Consider the following 21,253-nt stretch of genomic DNA (forward strand, 5'->3'; position numbering starts at 1 on the left):
GCCGCGCGCACACTGCGAAGGACGCCCCGCATGTCGACGGCCTCAGGTCCATCCCTCTGGTCCCAGGTGGACGACTATATCTGCGATCGCCTCGTCCCCGATGAGGCGATGTTCGCGCAAACGCTGGCGGCGAGCGCGGCCGCGGGCCTGCCGGCGATCAGCGTCTCCGCAGCCCAGGGCCGCATGCTGGAACTGTTCGCCCGCATGCAAGGCGCCCGGCGGATTCTGGAAATCGGCACGTTGGGCGGCTACAGCACATTGTGGTTGGCGCGCGCACTGGCGCAGGATGGCCGTCTGGTTACGCTGGAGGCCGACCCACATCACGCCGCCGTGGCAGCCGATACCTTCGCGCGTTCGGGATTAGGCGCGCAGATCGATCTGCGGGTAGGGCGGGCGATCGATACGCTGCCCGGCGTGGAAGCCGATGGCATCGGGCCGTTCGATCTGATCTTCATCGATGCCGACAAGACCAGCAACCCGGACTATCTGTTCTGGTCGTTGCGGCTCTCGCGACCCGGAACATTGATTATCTGCGATAATGTGGTGCGTGGTGGCAAGGTTATCGCGGCCGACAGCACAGATCCCAGTGTGCAAGGCGTGCGCCGCTTCTTCGACTTGGTGGCAGCCGAGCCGCGTCTTGTGGCGACGGCGATCCAGACGGTGGGCGCCAAAGGTTACGACGGCTTCGCCATGGCTTTGGTGGTGGCCTGATCGGGGTCTGAGATACCGGCCTCCAGCGCCGCTCCTCGCATCACGTTTGGACGCTTGTACAATCCAAAATACAACCATAATGGATGGGATGCACAACCTTTCCGACATATTTCGCCAGCTCCACGCAAGCTGTTTCGCGGAAATTCTCTGCGTTGTTGTGCAAATCAACGACGGTGGTGGCGTCGAGAATTGGCTTGTATTCCGTATTCAAGAGCCGTGGCCGCCGCATAAGATCTCAAGGGGGAAGCGATGGCCGTTCAAGCATTCAAGACAGCACTTTGGGGAAAGCACGACGCGCTTGGCGCCGCTTCGATGTATCTTGATGATCTTCCAGCGGCGATCATGTTGTGCGATCCGCAGAGTTTTCTGATCTGCTACGCGAATAAGAGTTCGATCGCGCTTCTCAAAACCATCCAGCATATCCTGCCGCTGCCCGCTGAAGACATCATCGGCGCCTCCATCGACGTGTTCCACAAGGCGCCCGCGCATCAGCGCAAGTTGCTTGCCGATCCCCGCAACCTGCCGCATACGGCGGTGATCCGGGCCGGCGGCGAGGCGCTGGAGCTGAAGATCAATGCGGTTCGGGATGCACGCGGAACGTATCGTTATGCGCAGCTGAGCTGGAGTGTGGTCACCCAGGTTCTTGAGCAGCAGCGCAAGACCGAGAATCTCCTCAATATGATCGAGGAGATGCCCATCAATGTCATGACCTGTACGCTGGGCGACTTCCGCATCAACTATGCCAATCGCGCCAGTCTCGAGACGCTGCGGCGGATCGAGCAACATTTGCCGATCTCGGTGGACGAGCTGATCGGCTCCTCCATTGATGTGTTCCACAAAAACCCATCGCACCAGCACCGGATGTTGTCGGATCCGTCCAATCTCCCCCATGTGGCGACCATCAAGGTCGGCCCCGAGTTTCTTCAGCTGCGGGTCTCGGCCATGCGCGATGCGGCGCAGACCTATATCGGGCCGATGATCACGTGGTCGATCATGACCGAGAACGTGACCATGGCCACCAGTGTCACCGAGGTGGTCGGTTCGATGACCAACACGTCCGGCGAGATGCAATCGTCCAGTTCGCGTCTGCTGGAACTGACCGAGCACTCCGACCAGACCGCCTCGGCAGTGTCCGCGGCTGCGGTCGAGATGTCGGCCTCGTTCGACGAAATCTCCGGCCAGATCCGCCAGGCCACGGGCATGTCCCGCGATGCGGCCGACAAGGCGGTGGCTGCGGACGGTCTGGTGGGCGGCCTGGCCCAGAGCGTCGAGCGGATCGGCGCCATCACTTCGCTGATCGACAAGATCGCAGCGCAGACCAATCTGCTGGCGCTCAACGCCACCATCGAGGCGGCGCGGGTAGGTGAGGCCGGCAAGGGCTTCGCGGTGGTCGCCCAGGAGGTGAAGGCCCTGGCGGTTCAGACGGCCAACGCCACCCAGGACATCCGCCAGCAGGTGGAGACGGTGCAGAACGCCAGCGAAGCTGCGGCACGCGCTGTCTCCGACATCACCGGTAACGTCAGCCAGCTCAGCGACGTGTTCATGGCCCTCTCCGCCGGCGTGGAGGAGCAGGTGGTCACCAACCGCTCGGTCAGCCAGATGATTACCGGCGTTTCCGACGCCACCGGCGAGATCCGCGGAGCGGCCATGGCCGTCCGGCGCATCGCCGACCAGGTCACCGGCTATGCCGGGCGGCTCACGGATGAAGTGGGGTCGCTGCTGAAGTCGTGAGGGCAAAACGAGAGCGCGGTGGAACAAAAGCGACTGGGGGAGCTTGGGTGAGGACAGAAGGAGGGCCGTATGCCCCTGTCCAATTCCAGTCCGCGCTCGCGCCCGCTCCTGGCCGTCATCATGATGGCCCTGATCGCCCTGTGCTGTGCGCAGCGCGCGTCAGCTCAATCGCCCGGGACTCTATCCGGCCCCGGCTTTCTGGAAACTGCGGCCATCTCCAACCTGTTCGAGTTGGAAACGAGCAAGCTGGCGCTGGCGCGCACCCAGTCGCCGCAGATTCGCGCCTTCGCGGACATGATGGTTGAAGACCACACCAAGATCGCCGCCCGCCTCAAGCGCGCGGCCGCGGATGCCAAGGGCGACTTCACGTTCCCCACCGCCCTTGATGGCGAGCATGCCTCGCTGCTGGAGAAGCTCCGCGCCGCCTCCGGGCCTGCGTTCGATGCGCTTTATGTGCAGATCCAGACCACCGCCCACCAGCAGGCGGTCGGACTGTTCGGCGCCTTCGCCAATGACGGTGACCAAACCGCGCTCAAGGCGTTTGCGGCCGAGACGCTGCCGATCATGCAAAATCACTTGGCGCAGGTGCTGAAGATCCAGGTGAAAACCTGATCCGCAGGCTGCGGATCACGCGGTCACGGTGACGGGCACGACCTCGCGCAATTCCTCGTCGTCCGGTCCGCCGTCGCGCCACATGGTGAGCGTGAAGGCGGCGGGCTGGTCGAGCACCGTGAGCGGGAAGTGCCAGCAGCCCGCGGCCAGCGTAACTCCAGCGCCGGGGCCGGGTTGGAACACCCGCAGCGCCTCCATCTGTGGACCGCCATCGGGGGCGGTCGGGGCGACGATCACCAGCCACGGGGTCGTCGCCATGGGGATGAAGCTCTGCGAGGAAAAGCAGTGCCGCTCCATCATGCTCACCGCCAGGGGCAGATCCACCGGCTTGGCGAAGGCCACCGACAGGCTCGGCTTGGCGCCGGGCCGCAGGTTCTCCAGCGGCCCGTCGAAATAATGCCGCGCGCCCGGCGTGGGCGGCGTCTGAATCACCCCGCCGAAGGGCGCGAACGCCGCGACGGTCAGCGGTTCGGCGCGGACGATCATGCCGCCTTCGCCACGCCGGCCAATGCCAGCACTGCGTGCAGGAGGACGTTGGCGCCGGCGACGCAGTCGTCCTTGGTGGCGTCCTCCAGCTCATTGTGGCTGAGGCCGTCCTTGCACGGCACGAAGATCATCGCCGCAGGCATCTTGGTGGCGAGGTTGAAGGCATCGTGCCCGGCGCCAGACACCATGGGTCGGTTGGAATAGCCCAGCGCATTGGCAGCCTCGCGCACGGCGCCGATCACCTTGGCGTCGAAATGGGTGGGCTCCTTGCGCCAGATGGTCTCCAGCTGGATGTCGACCTTCGGGCGGCGGCTGGCGATATCCGCCAACACGGCGGCGAGCCCGGTCTCCAGAGCCTTCAGCGTCTCGGCTTCGGGCGAGCGAAACTCCGCCGAGAAGATCACATCGCCGGGAATCACATTGCGCGAGGCGTTGACAATGGTGACCTCGCCCACGGTTCCAACCGCATTCGGCCCCAAGTCTCGCGCCAGCCGCTCCACCGCCAGCACGATTTCGGCAAAGGCCGCCAGCGCGTCGCGGCGCAGGGGCATGGGGGTGGAGCCCGCATGGCTCTCGAAGCCGGTGATGCGGCCGTCATACCAGACGATGCCCTGGCCATGCTCCACCACGCCGATGGTCTTGCCCTCGGCCTCCAGGATCGGCCCCTGCTCGATATGCAGTTCCACGAAGGCACCGAACGGCTGCGCGCCCACAGCTTCTGCCCCGGCATAGCCGATGCTGTTGAGCGCCTGCGCGACGGTGACGCCCTCGGCGTCGGTGCGGGCCAAGATATTCTCCACCGTGAAGTCGCCCACATAGGCTGCCGAGCCCATCATGGCCGGGGCGAAGCGGGAGCCTTCCTCATTGGTCCAGTTGGCGACGCACAAGGGCGCGTCGGTCTCGATGCCGGCGTCATTCAAGGTGCGCAACACTTCCAGCGCGGCCAGCGTGCCGAGCACGCCGTCGAACTTGCCGCCGGTGGGCTGGGTGTCCAGATGCGAGCCGAAGCCCACGGGCAGCTTGGAGCCATCACGGCCGGGACGCAGCGCGAACATATTGCCCAGCGCATCCACGGTGACGGTGCAGCCGGCGGCTTCGCAGGCGGCGCGGAACCAGTCGCGCACCGTCTTGTCTTCCGGGCTCAGGGTCAGACGGCGCACGCCGCCCTTGGGCGTGCCGCCGAACTGGGCGGTCTCCAGGATGGTGCCCCACAGACGGTCGGCATGGATCTGGAGATTGGACGGCGCATCACGCATCAGGTCACCGGAACGGTTTCTTGGGCCAGAACGCATCTTACGATCCGGCCGGGGCTGAGTTCTACCGGCGCAGGCAAGCGTTCCTGGCAGACCGGCATTGCAAAAGTGCAGCGCGGAGCAAACGAGCAGGCGTTCGGTTTTTCCGCCAAGGAGGGCGGCGTGCCGGGAATGGTCTCCAGCCGTGCCCCGCGCTTGGCGCCATGGACGGTGGAGGCCAGCAGGCCGCGCGGATAGGGGTGCTTGGGCGCGCGCACGATCTCCGACATGGTGCCGGTCTCGACGATCTGCCCCGCATACATCACCGCCACCCGGTCGCAGATTTCGATGGCGACGCCGATGTCATGGGTGACGAAGATCACCGACATGCCCAGTTCCCGCTGCAACTCGCGCAGCAGCAGCAGGATCTGGATCTGCACCGTGGCATCGAGCGCGGTGGTGGGCTCGTCCGCCAGCAGGATCTTGGGCTTGCAGGCGAGTGCCAGCGCGATCATGGCCCGCTGGCGCATGCCGCCGGACATCTCGTGGGGATAGGCATCCAGCCGCCGCTTGGCGGAGGGGATGCGCACCAGTTCCAGCATTTCCAGCGCGCGGGCGCGGCCCGCCGCCTGGCTGGCGCCTTCGTGGCGCACCACGGATTCGGTGATCTGATCGCCAATGGTATAGACCGGGTCCAGCGCCAGCGCCGGCTCCTGGAAGATCATGGAAATGGTGCGCCCACGGAACGCGGAGAGCGTGTCGTCGTCCATGGCCAGCACGTCCTGCCCGGCCACGCGGACCCGCCCGGCGATCTGGGTGCGCTTCTTCGGCAAGAGGCGCATGAGCGCGCGCAAGGTCACGCTCTTGCCGGAGCCGGATTCGCCCAGCAGGCCCAGCACCTGGCCTTCCGGCAAAGTGAGGGAGACGTCATTCACCGCATGCACCGTGCGTTCGCCGGTGAAGCGGATGGTGAGGTTTTCCAGCTCCACCAGCGGGGCGGGCGGGGGCGTCGGGACGAGGGGCGAGAGGCTCATGCGGGCAGCTCCGGCATGGCGAGATGGAAATCGGTGGCGCGCTGGAATTCCGCGCCGATGCGCAGCAGCACGTCCTCGGCGAAAGGCCGCCCGATGAATTGCAGCCCGATGGGCAATCCCTTGGACGCGCGCCCGGCCGGCACCACCAGCGAGGGCAGGCCGAGATAGTTCACCGGACGGGTGAAGCGGGTGATGCCCTGGATCACCGCTTCCGCATTGAGGCTGGCGCCCACGTCGCTTTCGGCGAGACTCGGGGCCGGGCTGGGGCAGACCGGTGCCAGCACCGCATCCACGCCCGCCACCGCCGCCAGATGGGCGGCCAGCGCCGGGCCGCGCCAGCGCAGCGCTTCCATGTAGGTCACGCCCGCATAGGCAAAGCCGTTTTCGATCCGGGCGCGCACCTGGGCGCCGTAATCCTGCGGCCGCTCCAGCAGCCAGGGCTTGTGGAAGGCGGCGGCCTCCACGGACAGCAGCACCTGCGAGGCGGCGGAGAGTTGCTTCTGGTCCGGCAAGGTGACGGGAACCACCCGGGCGCCTTCCCGCGTCAGGGTGGCGATGGTGTTGTCCAGCACCGCACCGGTTTCGCCGTCGAGGCCTTCCACATAGAAGTCGGTGGGGATGCCGATGGTGATGCCGGCCAAGGTGCCGCGCGTCGCCGCCATATAATCGGGAATTGGGCCGCCGATGCAGGTGGGGTCCCGCGGGTCGGCGCCGGCCATGAGGCTCATCAGCAAGGCAGCGTCTTCCACTGACCGGGTGAGCACGCCCACCGTGTCCAGCGAGTGCGACAGCGGCATGGCGCCCGCGCGACTGATGCGGCCCACCGTGGTCTTCAGCCCGGTGATGCCGCAGAAATGCGCCGGCATGCGCACCGAGCCGCCGGTGTCGGAGCCGAGCGCCGCATAAGTGAGCCGCGCCGCCACCGCCGCGCCCGAGCCGGAGGACGATCCGCCCGGCGCATGGGCGACGTTCCAGGGATTGTGGCAGTCGCCGAAGTGCACATTGTGGCCGGTGGGGCCATAAGCGAATTCCACCATGTGCAAGGTGCCGAGCCGCACCGTGCCCGCCGCCTTCAGCCGCGCCAGAGCGGTGGAGGTGGTGTCCGGCACGAAGTCGCAGCGGATCTTGGAGCCGCAGGTGCACACCTTGCCGGCGTCGTAGAACATGTCCTTGTGGGCGAGCGGCACGCCATGCAGCGGGCCGGTGCTTTCGCCCTTGGCCAGGGCCGCATCCGCCACATCGGCAGCGGCGAGGGCGGCCTCGTCCTCCCGCGAAATGAAGGCGTTGAGGTGGGGCTCCCACAGCGCGGTGCGGTCCAGGCAGGCCTGTGTCGCCTCGCGGGACGACACCTGCTTGGCGGCGATAGCGGCGGCGACCTCGGTGAGGCTCAGGGTTGCGAGATCGGTGGGAAGTGAGCGGGGGCTCATTTGGCGGCTCCCACCGACTGCTGGGCGGCGAGAAAGTCGGACGGATCCAGATCGAACGGCAGATGTGCGGTCACCGGGGCGAAGGTCTGCAACGCCGGGGTGATGGCGACCGCGATGCGTGCCGCCGTCTCCGGTGAGAGCGCGAGGCCGGCGGTGCGTGCGGTGGCAGCCACGTCGTCGGTGGTGGGGGCGAGCGGGGAGGGGCTCATGCGGCGGCCTTCTCGTTAGACGGCGCCCGCGTGTGGCCGGAACCGGGAATGACCATGTGGCAGGCGGCCTGATGGCCGCTCTCATCCACGGACGAGAGTTTGGGGGAGGTGGAGATGCACACGTCCTCGCAGAAGCCGCAGCGGGTGTGGAAGCGGCAGCCGGAGGGCGGGTCGATTGGATTGGGCGGATCGCCGGTGATGGGGGCGGTCTGGGTGCGGTTGTCCGGATCGCTGGCCGGCATGGCCGCCAGCAGCGCCCGCGTATAGGGATGGGCGGGGCCGTCCCACACCGCGTCCACCGGACCCAGCTCCACCACCTCGCCCAGATACATCACCAGCACCCGGTCGGAGATGTAGCGCACCACATTCAGATCGTGGCTGATGAACAGATAGGTGAGGCCGAACTCGCGCTTGAGATCCACCAGCAGGTTCAGCACCTGGGCTTCCACCGACTTGTCCAGCGCCGACACCGCCTCATCGAGGATGACGAGGCGGGGGCTCAGCGCCAAGGCACGGGCGATGTTGACCCGCTGGCGCTGGCCGCCGGAGACTTCGTGCGGATAGCGGTTGGCAAAGGTCTCGGGCTTGAGACCGACCTTATTGAGCAGATCGCGCGCCAAGATGCGGGCCTCGCCATCGCCCATGCCGTGGACCTTGGGGCCGAAGGCGATGCTCTCCTCGATGGTCAGGCGCGGATTGAGCGAGGCATAGCTGTCCTGGAACACCATCTGCATGGCCCGGCGCAGCTCGCGCAGGCTCATGGCCTCGCCGACCAACTGGCCGTCGAAGACGATCTCGCCGGCATTTCGGGGCATGAGCTGCATTAGCAGGCGTGCGGTGGTGGACTTGCCGCAGCCGCTCTCGCCGACGATGCCCACGGTCTCGCCCTTGGCCACCGCGAACGACACGTCGTCCACCGCGCGCACGGTCTTCTTCTTGGCGAACAAGCCGCCGCCCACGGGGAAATGCTTGGTGAGGCTTTTGACCTCCAGGAGCGGCTGGGCAACGCCGCCCAAGTCTTCGATGGGCTCCAGCATGTCAGTTCCTGATGTCCATGGCGCTGCGCAGGCCGTCGCTCAGCAGGTTGAAGCAGATGGAAACGGCGAAGATCATCACGCCGGGCATGGCCGCCACCCACGGGTTCACATAGATGGCGGTGCGCAGGGTGTTGAGCATCAGGCCCCATTCCGGCTCCGGCGGCTTGGTGCCGAGGCCGAGGAAGGACAGGCCCGCGGCCAGGATCATGGAGACCGAGATCAGCCCCGTCGCATAGACGAAGATGGGGCCGAGCACATTGCCCAGCATGTGCACACGCATGATGGTCAGCGCATCGGCGCCGGAGGCGCGGGCGGCATCCACGAAATCCAGATTGCGCACGCCGGTGGTGACGCTCTCCGCCACGCGGGTGATCTGCGGCACGAACACCACGGTGAGCGAGACGATGGAATTGACCACGCCCGCACCCAGCACGCCGGAAATGGCGATGGCCAGCAGCACCGAGGGGAAGGCATAGAACACGTCGATGGTGCGCATGATGGCGGTGTTGAGCCAGCCGCCCGCATAGCCGGCCACCAGCCCCAAGGTGGTGCCGATGCCGAACGCCAGCACCACCGGCAGGATGCCGATCAGCAGTGACAGCCGCCCGCCATAGATCAGCCGGGAGAGCATGTCGCGGCCCAGTTCGTCGGTACCGAGCGGATAGCCGGGCGTGCCGATGTGCCGGAGCCGGCGCACCATGGAGCCCTGGTAGGGGTCGGCCAGATGCAGATAGGGGGCGAAGATCGCCGCCAGCAGGATGGCCAGCAGCAGCAAGGCGCAGACCATGCTGACCTTGTCGCGGGAGAGCCGGCGCATCACGGTGGACCAGTAGCCGCGCGCATTGCGCACCGGGGCCACCTGGAGCGAGGTGTCGATCGCGGTCATGGGGTCACGCCCGCTTGATGCGCGGATCGATGGACGCCTGGGCGATATCGACCACGAGGTTGAGGAAGACGAAGAACAGCGCCAGCACCAGGATCGTGCCCTGCAGCAGCGGCAGGTCGCGCTGGAAGATGGCGGAGTTCAGAAGGAAGCCGGTGCCGGGCCAGGAGAACACGGTCTCGATCAGGATCGAGCCGCCCAGCAGATAGCCCAGTTGCAGGCCCATCACCGCGATGGCGGTGGGGGCGGCATTCTTCACCACATGGCGGAACACGCGGGTCTCGCGCAGGCCCTTGGAGCGCAGCGCCTCGACGAAATCCTGGCTGAGGATGTCGCCGGTGAGCGCGCGGATGGTGCGCGTCACGATGCCCATGGGGATCACCGACATGGTCACCGCCGGCAGGATCAGGAACTGGATATGGGCCCAGTCCCAGTGCCAGTCGGACGATCCGCCGGGGCCGGCGCCCACCGCCGGCAGCCAGCCGAGCGTCACCGAGAAGATGATGACCAGCACCATGCCCAGCCAGTAGTGGGGCACCGACACGCCGGCCACCGCGATGGAGGTGGCCACCTTGTCGATCCAGGTGTCGCGGAAATAGCCCGCCACCAGCCCGAAGAACACGCCCAGCGTGAAGCCGATGGCCGAGGCGGCGCAGGCGAGGATGAAGGTGTTCTTCACCGCGTTCATCACCTCGGTGAACACCGGGCGGCCTGAGGCGATGGAAGTGCCCAGATCAAGGTGCACCGCCTTCCATAACCACAGGCCGAACTGCACCGGCAGCGGCCGGTCGAAGCCATAGGCGGCGCGCAATTGCGCGGCCAGTTCCTGGGAGGCATCGGCGGGCAGGATGGCCACCAAGGGATCGCCGGGTGTGATGTGCACCAGGAGGAAGCACACCAGCGCGACGCTGATGACGATGGGGATCACATAGACGATGCGTCGGGCGATATAGGCGAGCAAGAGATCACCCTGGCGGTTGAGACAAAGGCGGCGCGGGGCAGGGCGCTCCGCGCCGTTGGGGGAGGCGCGCGGGCGTGGCCACGGCCACGCCCGTCGGATCAGGGGGCGATGACCACCGGGGAGAAGTCCACGAACCAGCTCTTGGGCTGGACGAAGCCGGAGATCTTCGGGCTCAGCGCCCGCGGCCCCACGTCATGGGCCACCCACAGGAAGGCGGCATCATCCACGGAGGCCGCATGCAGTTCCGCCAGCGCCTCGTCGCGGGCCTTCGGCTCGAAGGTGGAGCGGGCCTTTTTCACCAGCTCGTCAAACTTGGGGTTGTTGATGAAGCCCCAGTTGTTCGAGGTCGGCGGAGCCATGGAGGATTGCAGGAAGCGCACCATGGCGAAGAACGGGTCCATGGCCGCATAGGTCACGTTGATGCCGTTGGAGCCGTTGGCGGTGGGGTCCTTGGCGCCGCGGCGCCAGTTGGTGAACAGCGTGTTCCACTCGATCACGTCCAGCTGCACGTCGAAGAAGCACTCCCCCAGCGCCTGCTGGAGATACTCATTCATGGGCAGCGGCAGCATCTGGCCGGAGCCGGAGGCCGAGGTCTGGATCTTGACGGCGAGCTTCTTGTTGGGGCCGTAACCGGCTTCCTGCATCAGCTTCTTGCCGGCGGCGGCATCGAACTTGATCTGGAAGGTGGGGTTGCCGCGCCAGGGATGGCCGGGCTCCACCGTGCCGGTGGCCGGCACCATCAGCCCGCCGAGCAGGCCGTCGCGCATGCCCTCGCGGTCCACGCACAGATTGGCGGCCTTGCGCACCTTGATGTCATTCCAGGGCGAACCCTCCACGCGGGAGAATTGCCACGGCCACACGTGGGGCTGCTCGTTGGAGCGGATCATGAAGCCGCGCTGGCGCAGCTGCGGCAAAGCGTCGGGGGCCGGGGCCTCGATCCAGTCCACCTGGCCGGCCATCAGCGCCGCGGTGCGGGCATTGGCTTCCGGCATGGGCAGCAGCAGCATCTTGTCGGTCTTGGGAACGCGGGCCTTGTCCCAATAGTCGGCATTCTTGGCCAGCTCGAGCCGCTCGCGGGGAACGAACTTGGTCATCTTCCACGGGCCGGTGCCGGAGGCGTCCTTGGCGAATGCGGTCCAGGCGGCCTGGGACTTGGCCTTGGCATCGGCGCCCTCGGCCGCGGCATAGAATTTCTGCCACTGGGCCGGGCTGGCCATGAACAGATTGGTGAGATTGTAGGGCAGGAAGCTGTCCGGCTCCTTGGTGGTCAATTCCACCGTGAGGTCGTCGATCTTCTTGGCCGAGGCCAGGGTCGGCATGCGCGAGGCGGTCACGCCCACCTGGCTGGCGTCGAACTGCGGGGCGCTCTGGTTGAGCACCTTGTCCACGTTCCACACCACCGCATCGGCATTGAAGGCCGAGCCGTCATGGAATTTCACGCCCGGGCGCAGCTTGAAGGTCCATTTGGTCTTGTCGGCATCATCCACCTTCCACTCGGTGGCAAGGCCTGGAATGAGCACGCTGGGCTTGGTGGCGGAGGACAGATCCCAGTTGATCAGGGGATCATACATGGTCACGCCGGTGAAGCGGTTGCCCTCGAAGCCCTGGTCGGGCTGGCCGAGGGTGCGCGGGATGTCGGCGGCGGTCATCCCGATGCGCAGCGTCGTCTCGGCCGCGGCGGCGCCGGCGAACAGGCAGCAGCCCGCCAGCAGGAGCGCGGTCGCCTTCAACGGGCTGCGGCGACGGTCGAGCCTCAGGCGGTCGAGCCTCGTGGGAATAGACAGCATAGGCGATGGTCCCCTCTGGTTCTCCAGCGATCTTAGCAACCGCTGTGCCAACTCATCTAACCCTGCGTCACTATGGGTTTCGCCGATAAATCATCAACGAATTTTCCATAAAGTGCGCGTGAGCCTATATTTTAGGCATCAGGAGTGTGCAGGTCGCTTGGCTTGCATGCAACGGCCTTTTCACAGTCCGTGCACGATATTTGGCCAGTTTGCAGGAACGGGGACCAGGCGATCGGGGGCGTTGGTGTGGCCTTGGGTTGCAAGCTGCGATCATTGGCTTGTTCGGCTCCGGCCATCGGCTATCCTGCACCGGTGGCCGAGGCTTGGCCGCGTGTGCGTAGAGGACGGGCCATGGGAGGAACGGCGAAAATGCTGGGCAAGCAGCAGGAAGGCCAATTGATCGAGGGCCTGGGTGTCATCGAGACCACGGAGACCGACAACGTGGTGCGCTGGGATGGCGAGAAGCTCTATGTGGAGCATGACATCTATCACAACGGCCAACTCGTGCATTCCAAGTACAAGCGCCGGGTCACCCGCGAAGTGGCGCAGGCCCTGGCGGAGATTCTGCGCGACCATCACTGAAATCTGCATCTGTCCCGTCCGGCTCGGGCATCGTGCCCGGCCGGGCTCGTCCACCGGCGTGCGCCGCGCGTGGGGCGGCGCGTGCTGACGCGTTTGTGCTCGGCGCCCCTCCACATGCCCGCGTCTGTTTGGCCCCGCTCTGGAAAAGGTCTCATGCTGTCCACCGCCGGATCGATGTGTGTAGCCGCCTTTGGCGCGCGCTGTGCCCATGTCGGCTGAGCCGGAACCCATGGAATCGCCGCTGCGCGTCGCCGTTATCCTGGAGCCTGGCGATGCCCCGGAGTGGGTGCTGCGGATCCTCGGGGATTTGCGCGCGGCGGGGGATGTGGACCTGGTGGACGTCGTCCGCGACGCGGTGCCGGCGGATGCACCGCTGTCCGCTCTCGTGGCTTACATGCGCCAGGATCAGTCCCGGGTGGCGGAAGCCCCCGACCCGATGGCGTTGCGCCCGCTCACCTATGCCGAGGGCACCGGCAGCGCGACCTTGCCGCCGCTCGATCTGGTGCTGGATTTTGGCAGCGGGTCCGGACCGGCCCTGGCCTCGAAATGCGGCACCTGGTCGTTCCGCTTTGGCGGTGCGCGGCTTTTGAAAGACAGCACCGCCCTGTTCCCGGAGGTGGCCCGCGGTGACACCTGGTGCGATCTGGCGCTGCTCTGCGCGTCGCCCGGTGCCGCGCCGCTGGTGATCGCCCGCACCACCTCCCACGTCAATGACCGCTCGCTCTGGCGGACCCGCACACCTGTCGTCTGGAAGGCACGGGCGCTGGTGCGGCGCGCACTGGCCGCCTTGCGCCGGGACGGTGCGCCCGCCTTTTTCGCCGCGGCGGGGGCGCGCTATGACCAGAGCCTGCCGACGGAACCGGCGCCCGTCACCGCCGGTGCCTTTGCTGCGTTCCGCCTGCGGCACCTGTTTCGCCGCTTCCTGGTGCCTTACTTTCTGGTGCGCGACCAATGGCGCATCGGCATCCGCCTGCGCGGGCCGAACGATCCGCCGTGGGGCAGGCGCGCTTGGGCGCAGGGCTTCCATTTCATCGAGGCGCCACCTGAGCGCTTCTATGCGGACCCGTTCCTGTTTGAGCGCGACGGGCGCACCTTCCTGTTCTTCGAGGACTGGGACTGGGCGGTGGGCAAGGCCATCATCAGCGTGGCCGAACTGGCGGCGGACGGCACGCTGGGGCCTGTCTCCCCGGCGCTGGAGACCGCCTATCACCTGTCCAATCCGCTGGTGTTCGCCGCGGATGGCGAGATTTTCATGATCCCCGAGACCCTGGCGGCGCGGCGGGTGGAGGTCTATCGCGCGGTGGAGTTTCCCACCCGCTGGGAATTGCACTGCGTGCCCCTGGACGATCTGGATATCGTCGATCCTTGCGTGTTCCACGATGGCAATCGCTGGTGGATGTTCGCTGCCGTGCTGGATTTCGGCGGCTCCGGCTGGGATGAACTCCATGTCTTTTCCGCCGATGCCCTCTGCGGTCCGTGGCAGCCGGTGGGGGACCAGCCGGTGCTGTCCGACGTGCGCGCCGCCCGGCCCGGCGGGCGCATGTGGCGGGCGGACGGCGTGCTGCAGCGGCTGGCGCAGAATTGCGCCGGCGGCTATGGGGCCGGTCTCGGCCTCTACGCTGTGGAACAGGTGGACGCGCACGGCTATCGCCAGCGGACCGTGGCCGAGGTCAATGCGTTCGACTTCGGCATGAATGGCGTGCATGCCTATGATGCCACCGCCCGGTTTGAAGTGGTGGATGGGCGGCACTACCAGATGGCGGTGCGGGGCTGGACGGCCTATTGGCCGTTTCCCCGCTGGTTCGGAAAGCATTGAGGGACATGAGCACGGACACATCTCCCCGCTGGCAGCCGGCGCTCGCCCGCAAAAGCCACCTGTCAGCGATCCGCGCCCTGTATGAGTTGGTATGGGAGCGCGAGGTTTCCGAGGCGTTCCTGAAGTGGAAGCTGTTCGATGGCCCCTGCGGCTCGCTGGCCTCGGTGGCCATGGCGGGCGAGGCGTGCGTGGGGCTCTACGCAGTCATCCCCACGCCTTTGACCCTGGATGGCGCGCGGGAGATGGGCGCCCAGTCCGTGGACACCATGACCCACCCGGACTACCGCCGCCAGAACATGTCTGTGACCTTGGCCCGGCATTGCTATGCGGAGGCGGAGGCCCGCGGCTATCGGCTGGTCTATGGCCTCCCGAACGAAAATTCCTATCCCATGTTCATGACCAAGCTGGGCTGGCTGAAGCTGGATGACATGGTCCGCTTCGTCCGCCCGCTGTCGGCGCCCTCCAAGGTGCCGCGCCTGTTTGCGCCGCTGCTGGATGCGGCCATGAGTGCCCAGGCGCGGTCGGGGTCCGGCAGCCGTGCGGTGACGGTCACGCCCATCACATCCTCCAGCTGGTTCCACATGCCGCCGCCAGCACCGGCGGGGGCGCGCTGCCGGGTGGACATCTCGCCCGACTGGCTGGCCTGGCGCTATGGCGCCGAACCGGGCGGGGCCTATGAGCAAGTGCTGCTGGGCAATCCCAAGGCCCCCGATGCGGTGGTGATTTTCGACATGGTGCCTGACGAGAATGAGTCCGCCGGGCGGCCCCTGCTGCGCATCAATCTGTTGCGGGGCATCACCGCCGAAGATCGCCAGGAGGCGCTGCGCGCCATCGTGCGGATCGGGGCGGAGCGGGGCGCGCGTTCCGCCTCGCTGTTCACCAGCGATCCGGAGACGCAGGCTCAACTCCGGCGCGCGGGGTTCGTGGCGCGCGACACCCTGCCGCTGTGCTACGGCGGGTTTGTGCCCGGCCGCGACCCCGTGGCCTTGGCCAAGGGCGACATGGCCATGGAAGGCGGCGACCGCGACTAGGTCGCGACCGAGCCGCGCGGGCTATTTCAGCCGCAGCAGGCGGGCGAGGTCGAACGCCGAATCCCGTGCCGCATTGCCCGACGGCGCCAGAAGCAGCGCCGTGCCCTGCTGGATCAGGGCTTTGAGGCGTTGATCCCGCTCCCGCGCGAGCATGGCTTTCGAGGTGAGAAGGCGGGCTTTCGAGATCGACCGGTAGGGCTGGGGGATGCGCGAGGGATCGGGCACATGCTCCTTGTAGATCTGGAGCACCGAGCGCACCAATTCGGCGGTGTCGCGGCTGGTGGAGCCCGGCCGCGCCAGATAGCGGGTGGAACAGACGGTGTCGCACCACACGCCCCCCACCCGCGCCAGCTTGAGCCACAGATCCCAGTCCTCGCCGATGCGATAGCGGGTATCGAAGCCGCCCACCTGCTCGATGCTGCTCTTGCGCGCGATCACCGTGGAGGTGCCGCAGACGGTCTCCGCCAGCAGCATGGCAAAGGCATCCGGGCCGAGGTCGAGCAGCCCGGTGCGACCGCCGATCCATTGGCGGAACTGCGGCCAATAGGAAAACTGCTTGCCCAGCACCCGACCTTCCGGCGTTACCGACACCACGTCGGCGAAGGTCAGGCTGATGTCGGCCCGGCGCTCCAGCAGGTCCAGCCGGTCGAGGAGGACGTCGGGCAGGAATTGGTCGTCCGCATCCAGAAAGGCGATGATCGGCGCGCTGGCCGCAGCGATGCCCGCATTGCGCGCGGCGGAGACGCCGGCGGGGGCATGGACCAGCGGCTTCAGCAGCGGATCGGCTGCGGCCGCCTGTGCCAGAAAGGCGTCGGTCCCGTCCGTCGAGCCGTCGTCCACCACCACGATCTCGATGGGGCCGCAGGTCTGGGCACGGATGCTGGCGATGGCGGCAGGCAGATAGGGCAGGCAATTGCGGGTCGGAATGACCACGCTCAGGCGGGGCGTCATGGCAGGCTCCGACGTATCGCGCCGCCGGATGCGGACGAGGTCAAGGTCTCTTCGTGATCTTAATGCATGCCGGGGCGTTGTGCGCGGCGGTTTTCCGCGAACCGGCCCTCAAGGCGCTGATGTTCCGGCCAATTCCGTGCGGTCAGGCAGTCGGGTCAAACCCTGCTTTCGTCGCGCACAATGCGGGGCCGGCCTTTCGCGGGCGGGCAGCTAGGGCTTGCGGGGGTGCCTGGTGACCACCGGGAGGGGCGATATGTTCTGCGGAGTCTCCGATCCCTCGCCCTCGCCGGCGAGGGCGTCCGTCGCCGCTTCCGACAGCGCGAGAAAGACGGCGGCGAAAAATCCGGCCAGGCTCTCCCGCAAGGGCTTCAGCATCCGCACGCCGCCCGGCGGACCGGGCAGGCGCTCGATCAGTCCAGCGGTTTCCGCGTCGCGCAGCAGCTTCAGCACGTGGGCGCGCGAGACGTGGAATCGGCGCCCCAGTTCCGCCACCGGTACGGTGATCACCTGCTCCGGCGGAAAGGTATCGCCGGGTGGGGCCGAAAGCAGCAATTGGAAGACGATCAACATGCCGCCATCACGCGCCGCAAATAGCTGCAGGGCAGGGGCATGGTCGAGCACCCGTGCCCCGCTGCGGAACCGGGCCATCAGCGCGCGGATCAGCAACGTGCGGAATGCGTTCGATTCCAGCCGCGCCAACGCTGCTGCGCCGCAGGCATCCATCAGGCTGATGGCCTCGAACTGGCTCCGCCAGCGGGCCGTCTGCATGCTTCGGAAGAGATCGGTGGGCACCAGCGGGCGTTGGCGGCGATCGGCGATGCTGACCGGGTCCTGGCTGGGTTCCACATAGCCCGCCCAGCGCATCAGCACGAGCATCGCCTTGGCCCGGCCGCGGCTGCACAAGCCGGTCTCGCGGCACAGGTCGATGATTCGCCCGGCCGTCAGACCGCGGCCGGCCGCATCGGGCGTGGAGTGGAGGTAGATGGCCATCAAGGCGAAGACGGAGCGCTCGCGATCGTTCAGAATGCGGTTCAGCAGGCGGTTGCCGTCGTAAGCCTCCACGAGGTTGCGCGCTGCCAGCGCCATGGCCTGCGGAAATGCCGGGTGGGTACGGATCATCGCCACGCGTGCCGCATCTTTCGCGACTGCCGCTTCATGGTACGCCGCAACGGCCCCCTGGCTCTGATCCGACATGCTCCTCTTGCACTCCGTACACGTTTACTATCCACACGCGGTGAACCGCCGCGACCCGCCGCCCGCTGGCGAGGCCGCGCGGATGGGGGTTTTACGACCCTCTGGACGCGGCCAGAAATTGCCATTGTGCCTGTGCCGCAGCGATCCTAGCTGTGGCACGCGCATGGCGCACCAGGAAGGTTTTTCAAATGGCGAAGCATTCCCGCATTATTCTTTCGTCCCTGGCGTTGGCTGCTGCAGCCTTCGGTTCAGTTTTGATCTCCGCGAGTCCGAGCCATGCGGTGGTCTATTGTAAGACCGTCGGCGTTCCCCAGGGCTGTGTCGCCCGTCCGACCCGGGTCATCTATTGCACCCGTCCCGGCTATCCGGCCGGTTGCGTCGCCAAGGGCAATGGCACGGGCGTGGGCGTTTACCCCGGTGCCGGTGCCGGTGCGGCTGGCGTGGGCGTTGCGCCCGGTGTCGGCGTCGGTGCCCCCGGCGTGGGCGCGCCCGGTGTCGGGACCGGCGGAGTCAATGGCGGCGGCCCCGTGAACCGCGCCGGCTGGCGCTGAACCCGCGACCAGGGTCGCGCTTGTAAGGGGTGTCATCCGCTCCATCCCCCATATGGCGTAACGTCCCATAGTAGCACGAAATCGGCCCGCGCGCCTCGACGCGCTGCGGGTGGATGTACCGCGTTCACACGCCTGCTAAAACCCCTGAAGATCGGAGACCGACCATGAAGATCCTCACCCTTGCCGCCGCTCTCGGCCTGATCTGCGCGGCGTCCGCCGCTTCGGCCGATCGCCCCGCCGCGGACAAATGCGCAGCGAAGCTCTCCGCCGACGCCCAGACCATCTACAAGGCCAGCGCGCCCCTGATCACCCCGGGGGCGGATGCCCGCGCGGTGATCACCGACCAGACCAAGGCGATGGTCATGAACGGAAGCCTCAGCCGCGGTGCGGCCAAGCCCGCGGCGGAAGCTGCCGGCACCTGCATCAAGCTGATCAATTCCTGAGATCGGGAACCGGCCCGCCGGCCCTCTGCCACATTGTCAGGGGCGCGCTGGCTGATTATAGAACGGGGGCGCGCGCAGCATTGCGTGCGCCTCTATGGGGCGATCGGGCAAGAATCATGGTGGCACGCATCTATAAGCCGGCGCGCAACGCGATGCAGTCTGGCGTGGCGAAGACCAAGCATTGGGTGCTGGAGTTCGAGCCGGCGCAGCCGCGCGCGGTCGAGCCGCTCATGGGCTACACCAGCTCCACCGACATGACGAGCCAGATCCACCTGAGCTTCGAGACCAAGGAAGAGGCCATCGCCTACGCGGAGCGCCGCAACATTGCGTACCGCGTGTCCGAGCCCCACGAGCCGGCGCGCCGGAAGATGGCCTATTCCGACAATTTCTCGTTCCGCCGCCAGGGGCAGTGGACGCATTGAGCGGCGTGCTGTGGCGCTCAGCCGCGCGGGAACGTCCCCAAGCCTGAGCATGCCCGCGCGATCAGCGACACTGAAGGGTTCCAGACGGCGGCCTTCATGCTAGAAGCGCCGCTTCGGCCCCGTAGCTCAGCTGGATAGAGCAAGTGCCTTCTAAGCACTAGGTCGCAGGTTCGAGCCCTGCCGGGGTCGCCACCACCCCCTTGTCGGGACTGAATCTGTGCGTACCGCGGGCGCGGGGAGCCGGTTCTCCGTTCCCAATCCGTGGCGGGCAGAGGCGACAGGCAACCGGCGCCACACGAAGACATCCCCACCAGCGCGGTTCATCATCGCGACCGCCGGCAGAGCGTGACATGGCCCCGGCCGACCGCTCGTTTTGATCGGGACATCCCACTTCCGAGTCTTGATCGGCAGGAACACACCGTCATCGATCTCCACCGCGGCCGCGATCAGGCCGCCGGCCAGCGTCTGGCGCATGGAGACGCGCGCCATTTGTCTGGCACGGGGAAGCCCCGCGCGATGGTGTGTCGCGCGAGACCCAAGACGCCTCAAAAGGCGATGGTGAGCGCGCCCTTGAACGCATTGTCCTGGAGGCCGGCGGCGAACTGGCCGCTGTAGCTGGCCGAGAGCACTGTGGCGGCAGTCAGCCGATAGTCGAGGCCGGCGCCGATCAGCGCGCTGTCGCGGGCCAGCGGCACGCCGGTCACCGCAAACGGCTGCGAGCCGCTGGCGAAGGCCATGGTCGCGGCGGGGTTCACGTCGCCGAAGGCATGCAGCCAGGCCAGGCTCAGGTTGGGCGTCACGCTCACCCCCGGCGCCAGGGTCAGGCTGGTGCCCAGCCGCAGGCCGAGGCTGGTGAACACCGTGTCCATGCCCGCCACAGTCACCGCCAAAGCCGAGCTGGAGCCGGTCTCGGTCAGTCCGTCGGTGGCAAGATGCACATAGGCCAGGCCGGCGAACGGCTGCAGCGCCACGGCGTCGAGGCGGAAGGTGTAGCCCGCCTCGCCGAACAGCTGGGTGGTGCTGGCGTCATAGCCGCCGGTGCTGCTGCCGCTATAGCCGGTGAAGGCCGTGGTGCGGCCCATGGCGGCATCGTGCCATGTGTAGCTCACGCCCGCCTTCAGGCCGAGATCGCCATAGCGGGCGCCCGCATAAAGCCCCAGGTCGTAATTGTCGATGGTGCCGGAGGAGGCCCGGGCCTCCACATCCAACGTGGTGCGGCTGTAGCCGCCCATGAGGCCGATGCGCCAATTGTCGCCCAGGGCCACGTCGGCGCCGGCGAACACGCCGGCGATGTCGCTGCTCATGGTTGCCGCATTGCCATTGCCCCAGGCATTGCCCCAGGCGCCGAAGCCCTGCATCCACAGGGTCGGGGTGAGGCCGGGGGCCAGGGCCGCGGTGGTGGGGCCGGCGGCGCTGGCGGACGGCGACAGCGCCTGGCCGAGGCGGGCGCCCACCGCTTCGCGCAGATAGAGCGACTGCTGCAGCATCACCGTGCTGGCCGAGGCATAGGCCTCGCCCGACAAGCTGTCGAAGGCGGCGGGCGCCGTGCCCACGGCCAGATTGGCGAGGGCGGAATAGACCGGATTGCTCCAGCCCAAAGGATCGGCGGCGCCGGCCACCGCCCGCTGGTTGGCGGTGAGCGCCTGGCTCACGAAGCTGATGTCGTTGCGCCGCAGGGTCAGATAGACGTCGTTGGCGTCATAGCTCAGCAGCGGCGTCAGGAAGGCGAGGTTGGAGGTGACGCTGGCGAAGGTGCCGCTCACCCCGCCCGCCGCCTGGAGGATGGTGAGCGTGCTCGAGCCGCTGTAGCCTCCCGCCGTGGCATTCACCGCCACGGTGCCGCCCTGCAAGGTGGCGGTGCCGGTGGCGATGATGAGGTCATGGGCGCCGGAGGGCGTCACGTCCACAGTGTAGGTGGAGCCCGCCGCGAAAGTGACATTGCCCGCCACCGTGAGCGTGCCCGGCGAATAGCCCGGCGCCGCCGTGCCGCCCGATGTGACGGTGAGGCCGGCGATGGTGCCGGTGCCGGAGATCGTGCCGCCATTGCCGATGGTATAGCTGGAGTTGGAGACCGAGCCGCTGGCCAGCACGAAGCTGGCATCGGCGACGGTGATGGCGCCGTTATAGCCGCTGGCGCCGGTGAAGTTCACCGT

General features: G+C 67.2%; 21 protein-coding genes and 1 tRNA gene. 10 read left to right on the top strand and 12 right to left on the bottom strand.

Annotation, left to right across the window (positions count from 1 at the left end):
- The first annotated feature begins 108 nt into the window (after window positions 1-108).
- The 3 genes from AAG816_RS18380 (at window position 109) to AAG816_RS18390 (ending at window position 3,054) form a co-directional block, all read left to right on the top strand.
- The gene (locus AAG816_RS18380; protein WP_341991146.1) at window positions 109-711 is read left to right on the top strand and encodes an O-methyltransferase; all 603 of its coding nucleotides are present in this window, start codon (window positions 109-111) and stop codon (window positions 709-711) included.
- 312 nt (window positions 712-1,023) lie between these two features.
- Window positions 1,024-2,442 (top strand): methyl-accepting chemotaxis protein, encoded by a 1,419-nt coding sequence (locus AAG816_RS18385; RefSeq protein ID WP_341991123.1) that lies wholly within the window; start codon window positions 1,024-1,026, stop codon window positions 2,440-2,442.
- 69 nt (window positions 2,443-2,511) lie between these two features.
- Window positions 2,512-3,054: a DUF4142 domain-containing protein gene (locus tag AAG816_RS18390; RefSeq protein ID WP_341991124.1), complete on the top strand. Its 543-nt coding sequence runs from the start codon at window positions 2,512-2,514 to the stop codon at window positions 3,052-3,054.
- Between the two features lie 15 nt (window positions 3,055-3,069).
- On the opposite strand, the gene AAG816_RS18395 is transcribed toward AAG816_RS18390, so the two are convergent.
- The 9 genes from AAG816_RS18395 to AAG816_RS18435 all read right to left on the bottom strand — a co-directional run bounded on the left by AAG816_RS18395 (window position 3,070) and on the right by AAG816_RS18435 (window position 12,110).
- Window positions 3,070-3,540 (bottom strand): ureidoglycolate lyase, encoded by a 471-nt coding sequence (locus tag AAG816_RS18395; protein ID WP_341991125.1) that lies wholly within the window; start codon window positions 3,538-3,540, stop codon window positions 3,070-3,072.
- Entirely contained in the window at window positions 3,537-4,796 is a 1,260-nt protein-coding gene (locus AAG816_RS18400) for a Zn-dependent hydrolase (RefSeq protein ID WP_341991126.1), read from the bottom strand. Before AAG816_RS18400 ends, AAG816_RS18395 begins: the two co-directional genes overlap by 4 nt.
- The gene (locus tag AAG816_RS18405) at window positions 4,796-5,806 is read right to left on the bottom strand and encodes an ABC transporter ATP-binding protein (RefSeq protein ID WP_341991127.1); all 1,011 of its coding nucleotides are present in this window, start codon (window positions 5,804-5,806) and stop codon (window positions 4,796-4,798) included. The genes AAG816_RS18400 and AAG816_RS18405 overlap by 1 nt, the downstream gene beginning before the upstream one ends.
- Window positions 5,803-7,233 carry an amidase gene (locus AAG816_RS18410; protein ID WP_341991128.1) on the bottom strand — a complete coding sequence of 477 codons (1,431 nt, stop codon included), beginning with the start codon at window positions 7,231-7,233 and terminating at the stop codon, window positions 5,803-5,805. The genes AAG816_RS18405 and AAG816_RS18410 overlap by 4 nt, the downstream gene beginning before the upstream one ends.
- Complete coding sequence (locus tag AAG816_RS18415; protein WP_341991129.1) at window positions 7,230-7,442, bottom strand: hypothetical protein; 213 nt, start codon at window positions 7,440-7,442, stop codon at window positions 7,230-7,232. Before AAG816_RS18415 ends, AAG816_RS18410 begins: the two co-directional genes overlap by 4 nt.
- Complete coding sequence (locus AAG816_RS18420; protein ID WP_341991130.1) at window positions 7,439-8,479, bottom strand: oligopeptide/dipeptide ABC transporter ATP-binding protein; 1,041 nt, start codon at window positions 8,477-8,479, stop codon at window positions 7,439-7,441. Before AAG816_RS18420 ends, AAG816_RS18415 begins: the two co-directional genes overlap by 4 nt.
- 1 nt (window position 8,480) lies before the next feature.
- Window positions 8,481-9,365, bottom strand: a complete 885-nt coding sequence (locus AAG816_RS18425; RefSeq protein WP_341991131.1) for an ABC transporter permease — start codon at window positions 9,363-9,365, stop codon at window positions 8,481-8,483.
- A 4-nt stretch (window positions 9,366-9,369) separates the two neighbouring features.
- Window positions 9,370-10,323, bottom strand: coding sequence for an ABC transporter permease (locus AAG816_RS18430; protein ID WP_341991132.1), 954 nt, complete (start codon window positions 10,321-10,323; stop codon window positions 9,370-9,372).
- A 98-nt stretch (window positions 10,324-10,421) separates the two neighbouring features.
- Window positions 10,422-12,110, bottom strand: coding sequence for an ABC transporter substrate-binding protein (locus AAG816_RS18435; protein WP_341991133.1), 1,689 nt, complete (start codon window positions 12,108-12,110; stop codon window positions 10,422-10,424).
- A gap of 369 nt (window positions 12,111-12,479) precedes the next feature.
- Here AAG816_RS18435 and AAG816_RS18440 point away from each other — a divergent pair, with 369 nt between their 5' ends.
- The 3 genes from AAG816_RS18440 (at window position 12,480) to AAG816_RS18450 (ending at window position 15,539) form a co-directional block, all read left to right on the top strand.
- Complete coding sequence (locus AAG816_RS18440) at window positions 12,480-12,692, top strand: hypothetical protein (protein ID WP_341991134.1); 213 nt, start codon at window positions 12,480-12,482, stop codon at window positions 12,690-12,692.
- Between the two features lie 229 nt (window positions 12,693-12,921).
- Window positions 12,922-14,508 (top strand): hypothetical protein, encoded by a 1,587-nt coding sequence (locus tag AAG816_RS18445; protein WP_341991135.1) that lies wholly within the window; start codon window positions 12,922-12,924, stop codon window positions 14,506-14,508.
- Between the two features lie 5 nt (window positions 14,509-14,513).
- Window positions 14,514-15,539 carry a GNAT family N-acetyltransferase gene (locus tag AAG816_RS18450; protein WP_341991136.1) on the top strand — a complete coding sequence of 342 codons (1,026 nt, stop codon included), beginning with the start codon at window positions 14,514-14,516 and terminating at the stop codon, window positions 15,537-15,539.
- Between the two features lie 21 nt (window positions 15,540-15,560).
- Here the strand turns inward: AAG816_RS18450 and AAG816_RS18455 are convergent, their stop codons facing one another.
- Window positions 15,561-16,490 (bottom strand): glycosyltransferase family 2 protein, encoded by a 930-nt coding sequence (locus AAG816_RS18455; RefSeq protein WP_341991137.1) that lies wholly within the window; start codon window positions 16,488-16,490, stop codon window positions 15,561-15,563.
- 210 nt (window positions 16,491-16,700) lie between these two features.
- A complete protein-coding gene (locus tag AAG816_RS18460; protein ID WP_341991138.1) occupies window positions 16,701-17,684 on the bottom strand; it encodes a hypothetical protein in 984 nt (327 codons plus the stop codon).
- 188 nt (window positions 17,685-17,872) lie between these two features.
- Here AAG816_RS18460 and AAG816_RS18465 point away from each other — a divergent pair, with 188 nt between their 5' ends.
- From AAG816_RS18465 to AAG816_RS18480, 4 genes are all read left to right on the top strand, one after another.
- Window positions 17,873-18,235 carry a hypothetical protein gene (locus AAG816_RS18465; protein WP_341991139.1) on the top strand — a complete coding sequence of 121 codons (363 nt, stop codon included), beginning with the start codon at window positions 17,873-17,875 and terminating at the stop codon, window positions 18,233-18,235.
- A gap of 164 nt (window positions 18,236-18,399) precedes the next feature.
- Window positions 18,400-18,678 carry a hypothetical protein gene (locus AAG816_RS18470; RefSeq protein ID WP_341991140.1) on the top strand — a complete coding sequence of 93 codons (279 nt, stop codon included), beginning with the start codon at window positions 18,400-18,402 and terminating at the stop codon, window positions 18,676-18,678.
- Window positions 18,679-18,794: 116 nt separating this feature from the next.
- Window positions 18,795-19,100, top strand: a complete 306-nt coding sequence (locus tag AAG816_RS18475; RefSeq protein ID WP_341991141.1) for an ETC complex I subunit — start codon at window positions 18,795-18,797, stop codon at window positions 19,098-19,100.
- Window positions 19,101-19,215: 115 nt separating this feature from the next.
- Window positions 19,216-19,292, top strand: a tRNA-Arg gene (locus AAG816_RS18480).
- 353 nt (window positions 19,293-19,645) lie between these two features.
- On the opposite strand, the gene AAG816_RS18485 is transcribed toward AAG816_RS18480, so the two are convergent.
- Window positions 19,646-21,253, bottom strand: a 1,608-nt coding sequence (locus AAG816_RS18485) for an autotransporter domain-containing protein (protein WP_341991142.1), incomplete at its 5' end; no start/stop codon positions are given.

The sequence above is a fragment of the Azorhizobium sp. AG788 genome, assembly GCF_943371865.1.
In the GTDB taxonomy this organism is placed as follows: domain Bacteria; phylum Pseudomonadota; class Alphaproteobacteria; order Rhizobiales; family Xanthobacteraceae; genus Azorhizobium.

What these genes read in the sequence shown, in the direction of transcription:
- AAG816_RS18465 (WP_341991139.1), top strand. Translation starts at nt 17,873, where the DNA reads ATGGCGAAGCATTCCCGCATTATTCTTTCGTCCCTGGCGTTGGCTGCT.
- AAG816_RS18415 (WP_341991129.1), bottom strand. Translation starts at nt 7,442, where the DNA reads ATGAGCCCCTCCCCGCTCGCCCCCACCACCGACGACGTGGCTGCCACC.
- AAG816_RS18420 (WP_341991130.1), bottom strand. Translation starts at nt 8,479, where the DNA reads ATGCTGGAGCCCATCGAAGACTTGGGCGGCGTTGCCCAGCCGCTCCTG.
- AAG816_RS18455 (WP_341991137.1), bottom strand. Translation starts at nt 16,490, where the DNA reads ATGACGCCCCGCCTGAGCGTGGTCATTCCGACCCGCAATTGCCTGCCC.
- AAG816_RS18390 (WP_341991124.1), top strand. Translation starts at nt 2,512, where the DNA reads ATGCCCCTGTCCAATTCCAGTCCGCGCTCGCGCCCGCTCCTGGCCGTC.
- AAG816_RS18440 (WP_341991134.1), top strand. Translation starts at nt 12,480, where the DNA reads ATGCTGGGCAAGCAGCAGGAAGGCCAATTGATCGAGGGCCTGGGTGTC.
- AAG816_RS18380 (WP_341991146.1), top strand. Translation starts at nt 109, where the DNA reads ATGTTCGCGCAAACGCTGGCGGCGAGCGCGGCCGCGGGCCTGCCGGCG.
- AAG816_RS18385 (WP_341991123.1), top strand. Translation starts at nt 1,024, where the DNA reads ATGTATCTTGATGATCTTCCAGCGGCGATCATGTTGTGCGATCCGCAG.
- AAG816_RS18475 (WP_341991141.1), top strand. Translation starts at nt 18,795, where the DNA reads ATGGTGGCACGCATCTATAAGCCGGCGCGCAACGCGATGCAGTCTGGC.
- AAG816_RS18435 (WP_341991133.1), bottom strand. Translation starts at nt 12,110, where the DNA reads ATGCTGTCTATTCCCACGAGGCTCGACCGCCTGAGGCTCGACCGTCGC.
- AAG816_RS18425 (WP_341991131.1), bottom strand. Translation starts at nt 9,365, where the DNA reads ATGACCGCGATCGACACCTCGCTCCAGGTGGCCCCGGTGCGCAATGCG.
- AAG816_RS18395 (WP_341991125.1), bottom strand. Translation starts at nt 3,540, where the DNA reads ATGATCGTCCGCGCCGAACCGCTGACCGTCGCGGCGTTCGCGCCCTTC.
- AAG816_RS18470 (WP_341991140.1), top strand. Translation starts at nt 18,400, where the DNA reads ATGAAGATCCTCACCCTTGCCGCCGCTCTCGGCCTGATCTGCGCGGCG.
- AAG816_RS18460 (WP_341991138.1), bottom strand. Translation starts at nt 17,684, where the DNA reads ATGTCGGATCAGAGCCAGGGGGCCGTTGCGGCGTACCATGAAGCGGCA.
- AAG816_RS18405 (WP_341991127.1), bottom strand. Translation starts at nt 5,806, where the DNA reads ATGAGCCTCTCGCCCCTCGTCCCGACGCCCCCGCCCGCCCCGCTGGTG.
- AAG816_RS18400 (WP_341991126.1), bottom strand. Translation starts at nt 4,796, where the DNA reads ATGCGTGATGCGCCGTCCAATCTCCAGATCCATGCCGACCGTCTGTGG.
- AAG816_RS18450 (WP_341991136.1), top strand. Translation starts at nt 14,514, where the DNA reads ATGAGCACGGACACATCTCCCCGCTGGCAGCCGGCGCTCGCCCGCAAA.
- AAG816_RS18445 (WP_341991135.1), top strand. Translation starts at nt 12,922, where the DNA reads ATGGAATCGCCGCTGCGCGTCGCCGTTATCCTGGAGCCTGGCGATGCC.
- AAG816_RS18410 (WP_341991128.1), bottom strand. Translation starts at nt 7,233, where the DNA reads ATGAGCCCCCGCTCACTTCCCACCGATCTCGCAACCCTGAGCCTCACC.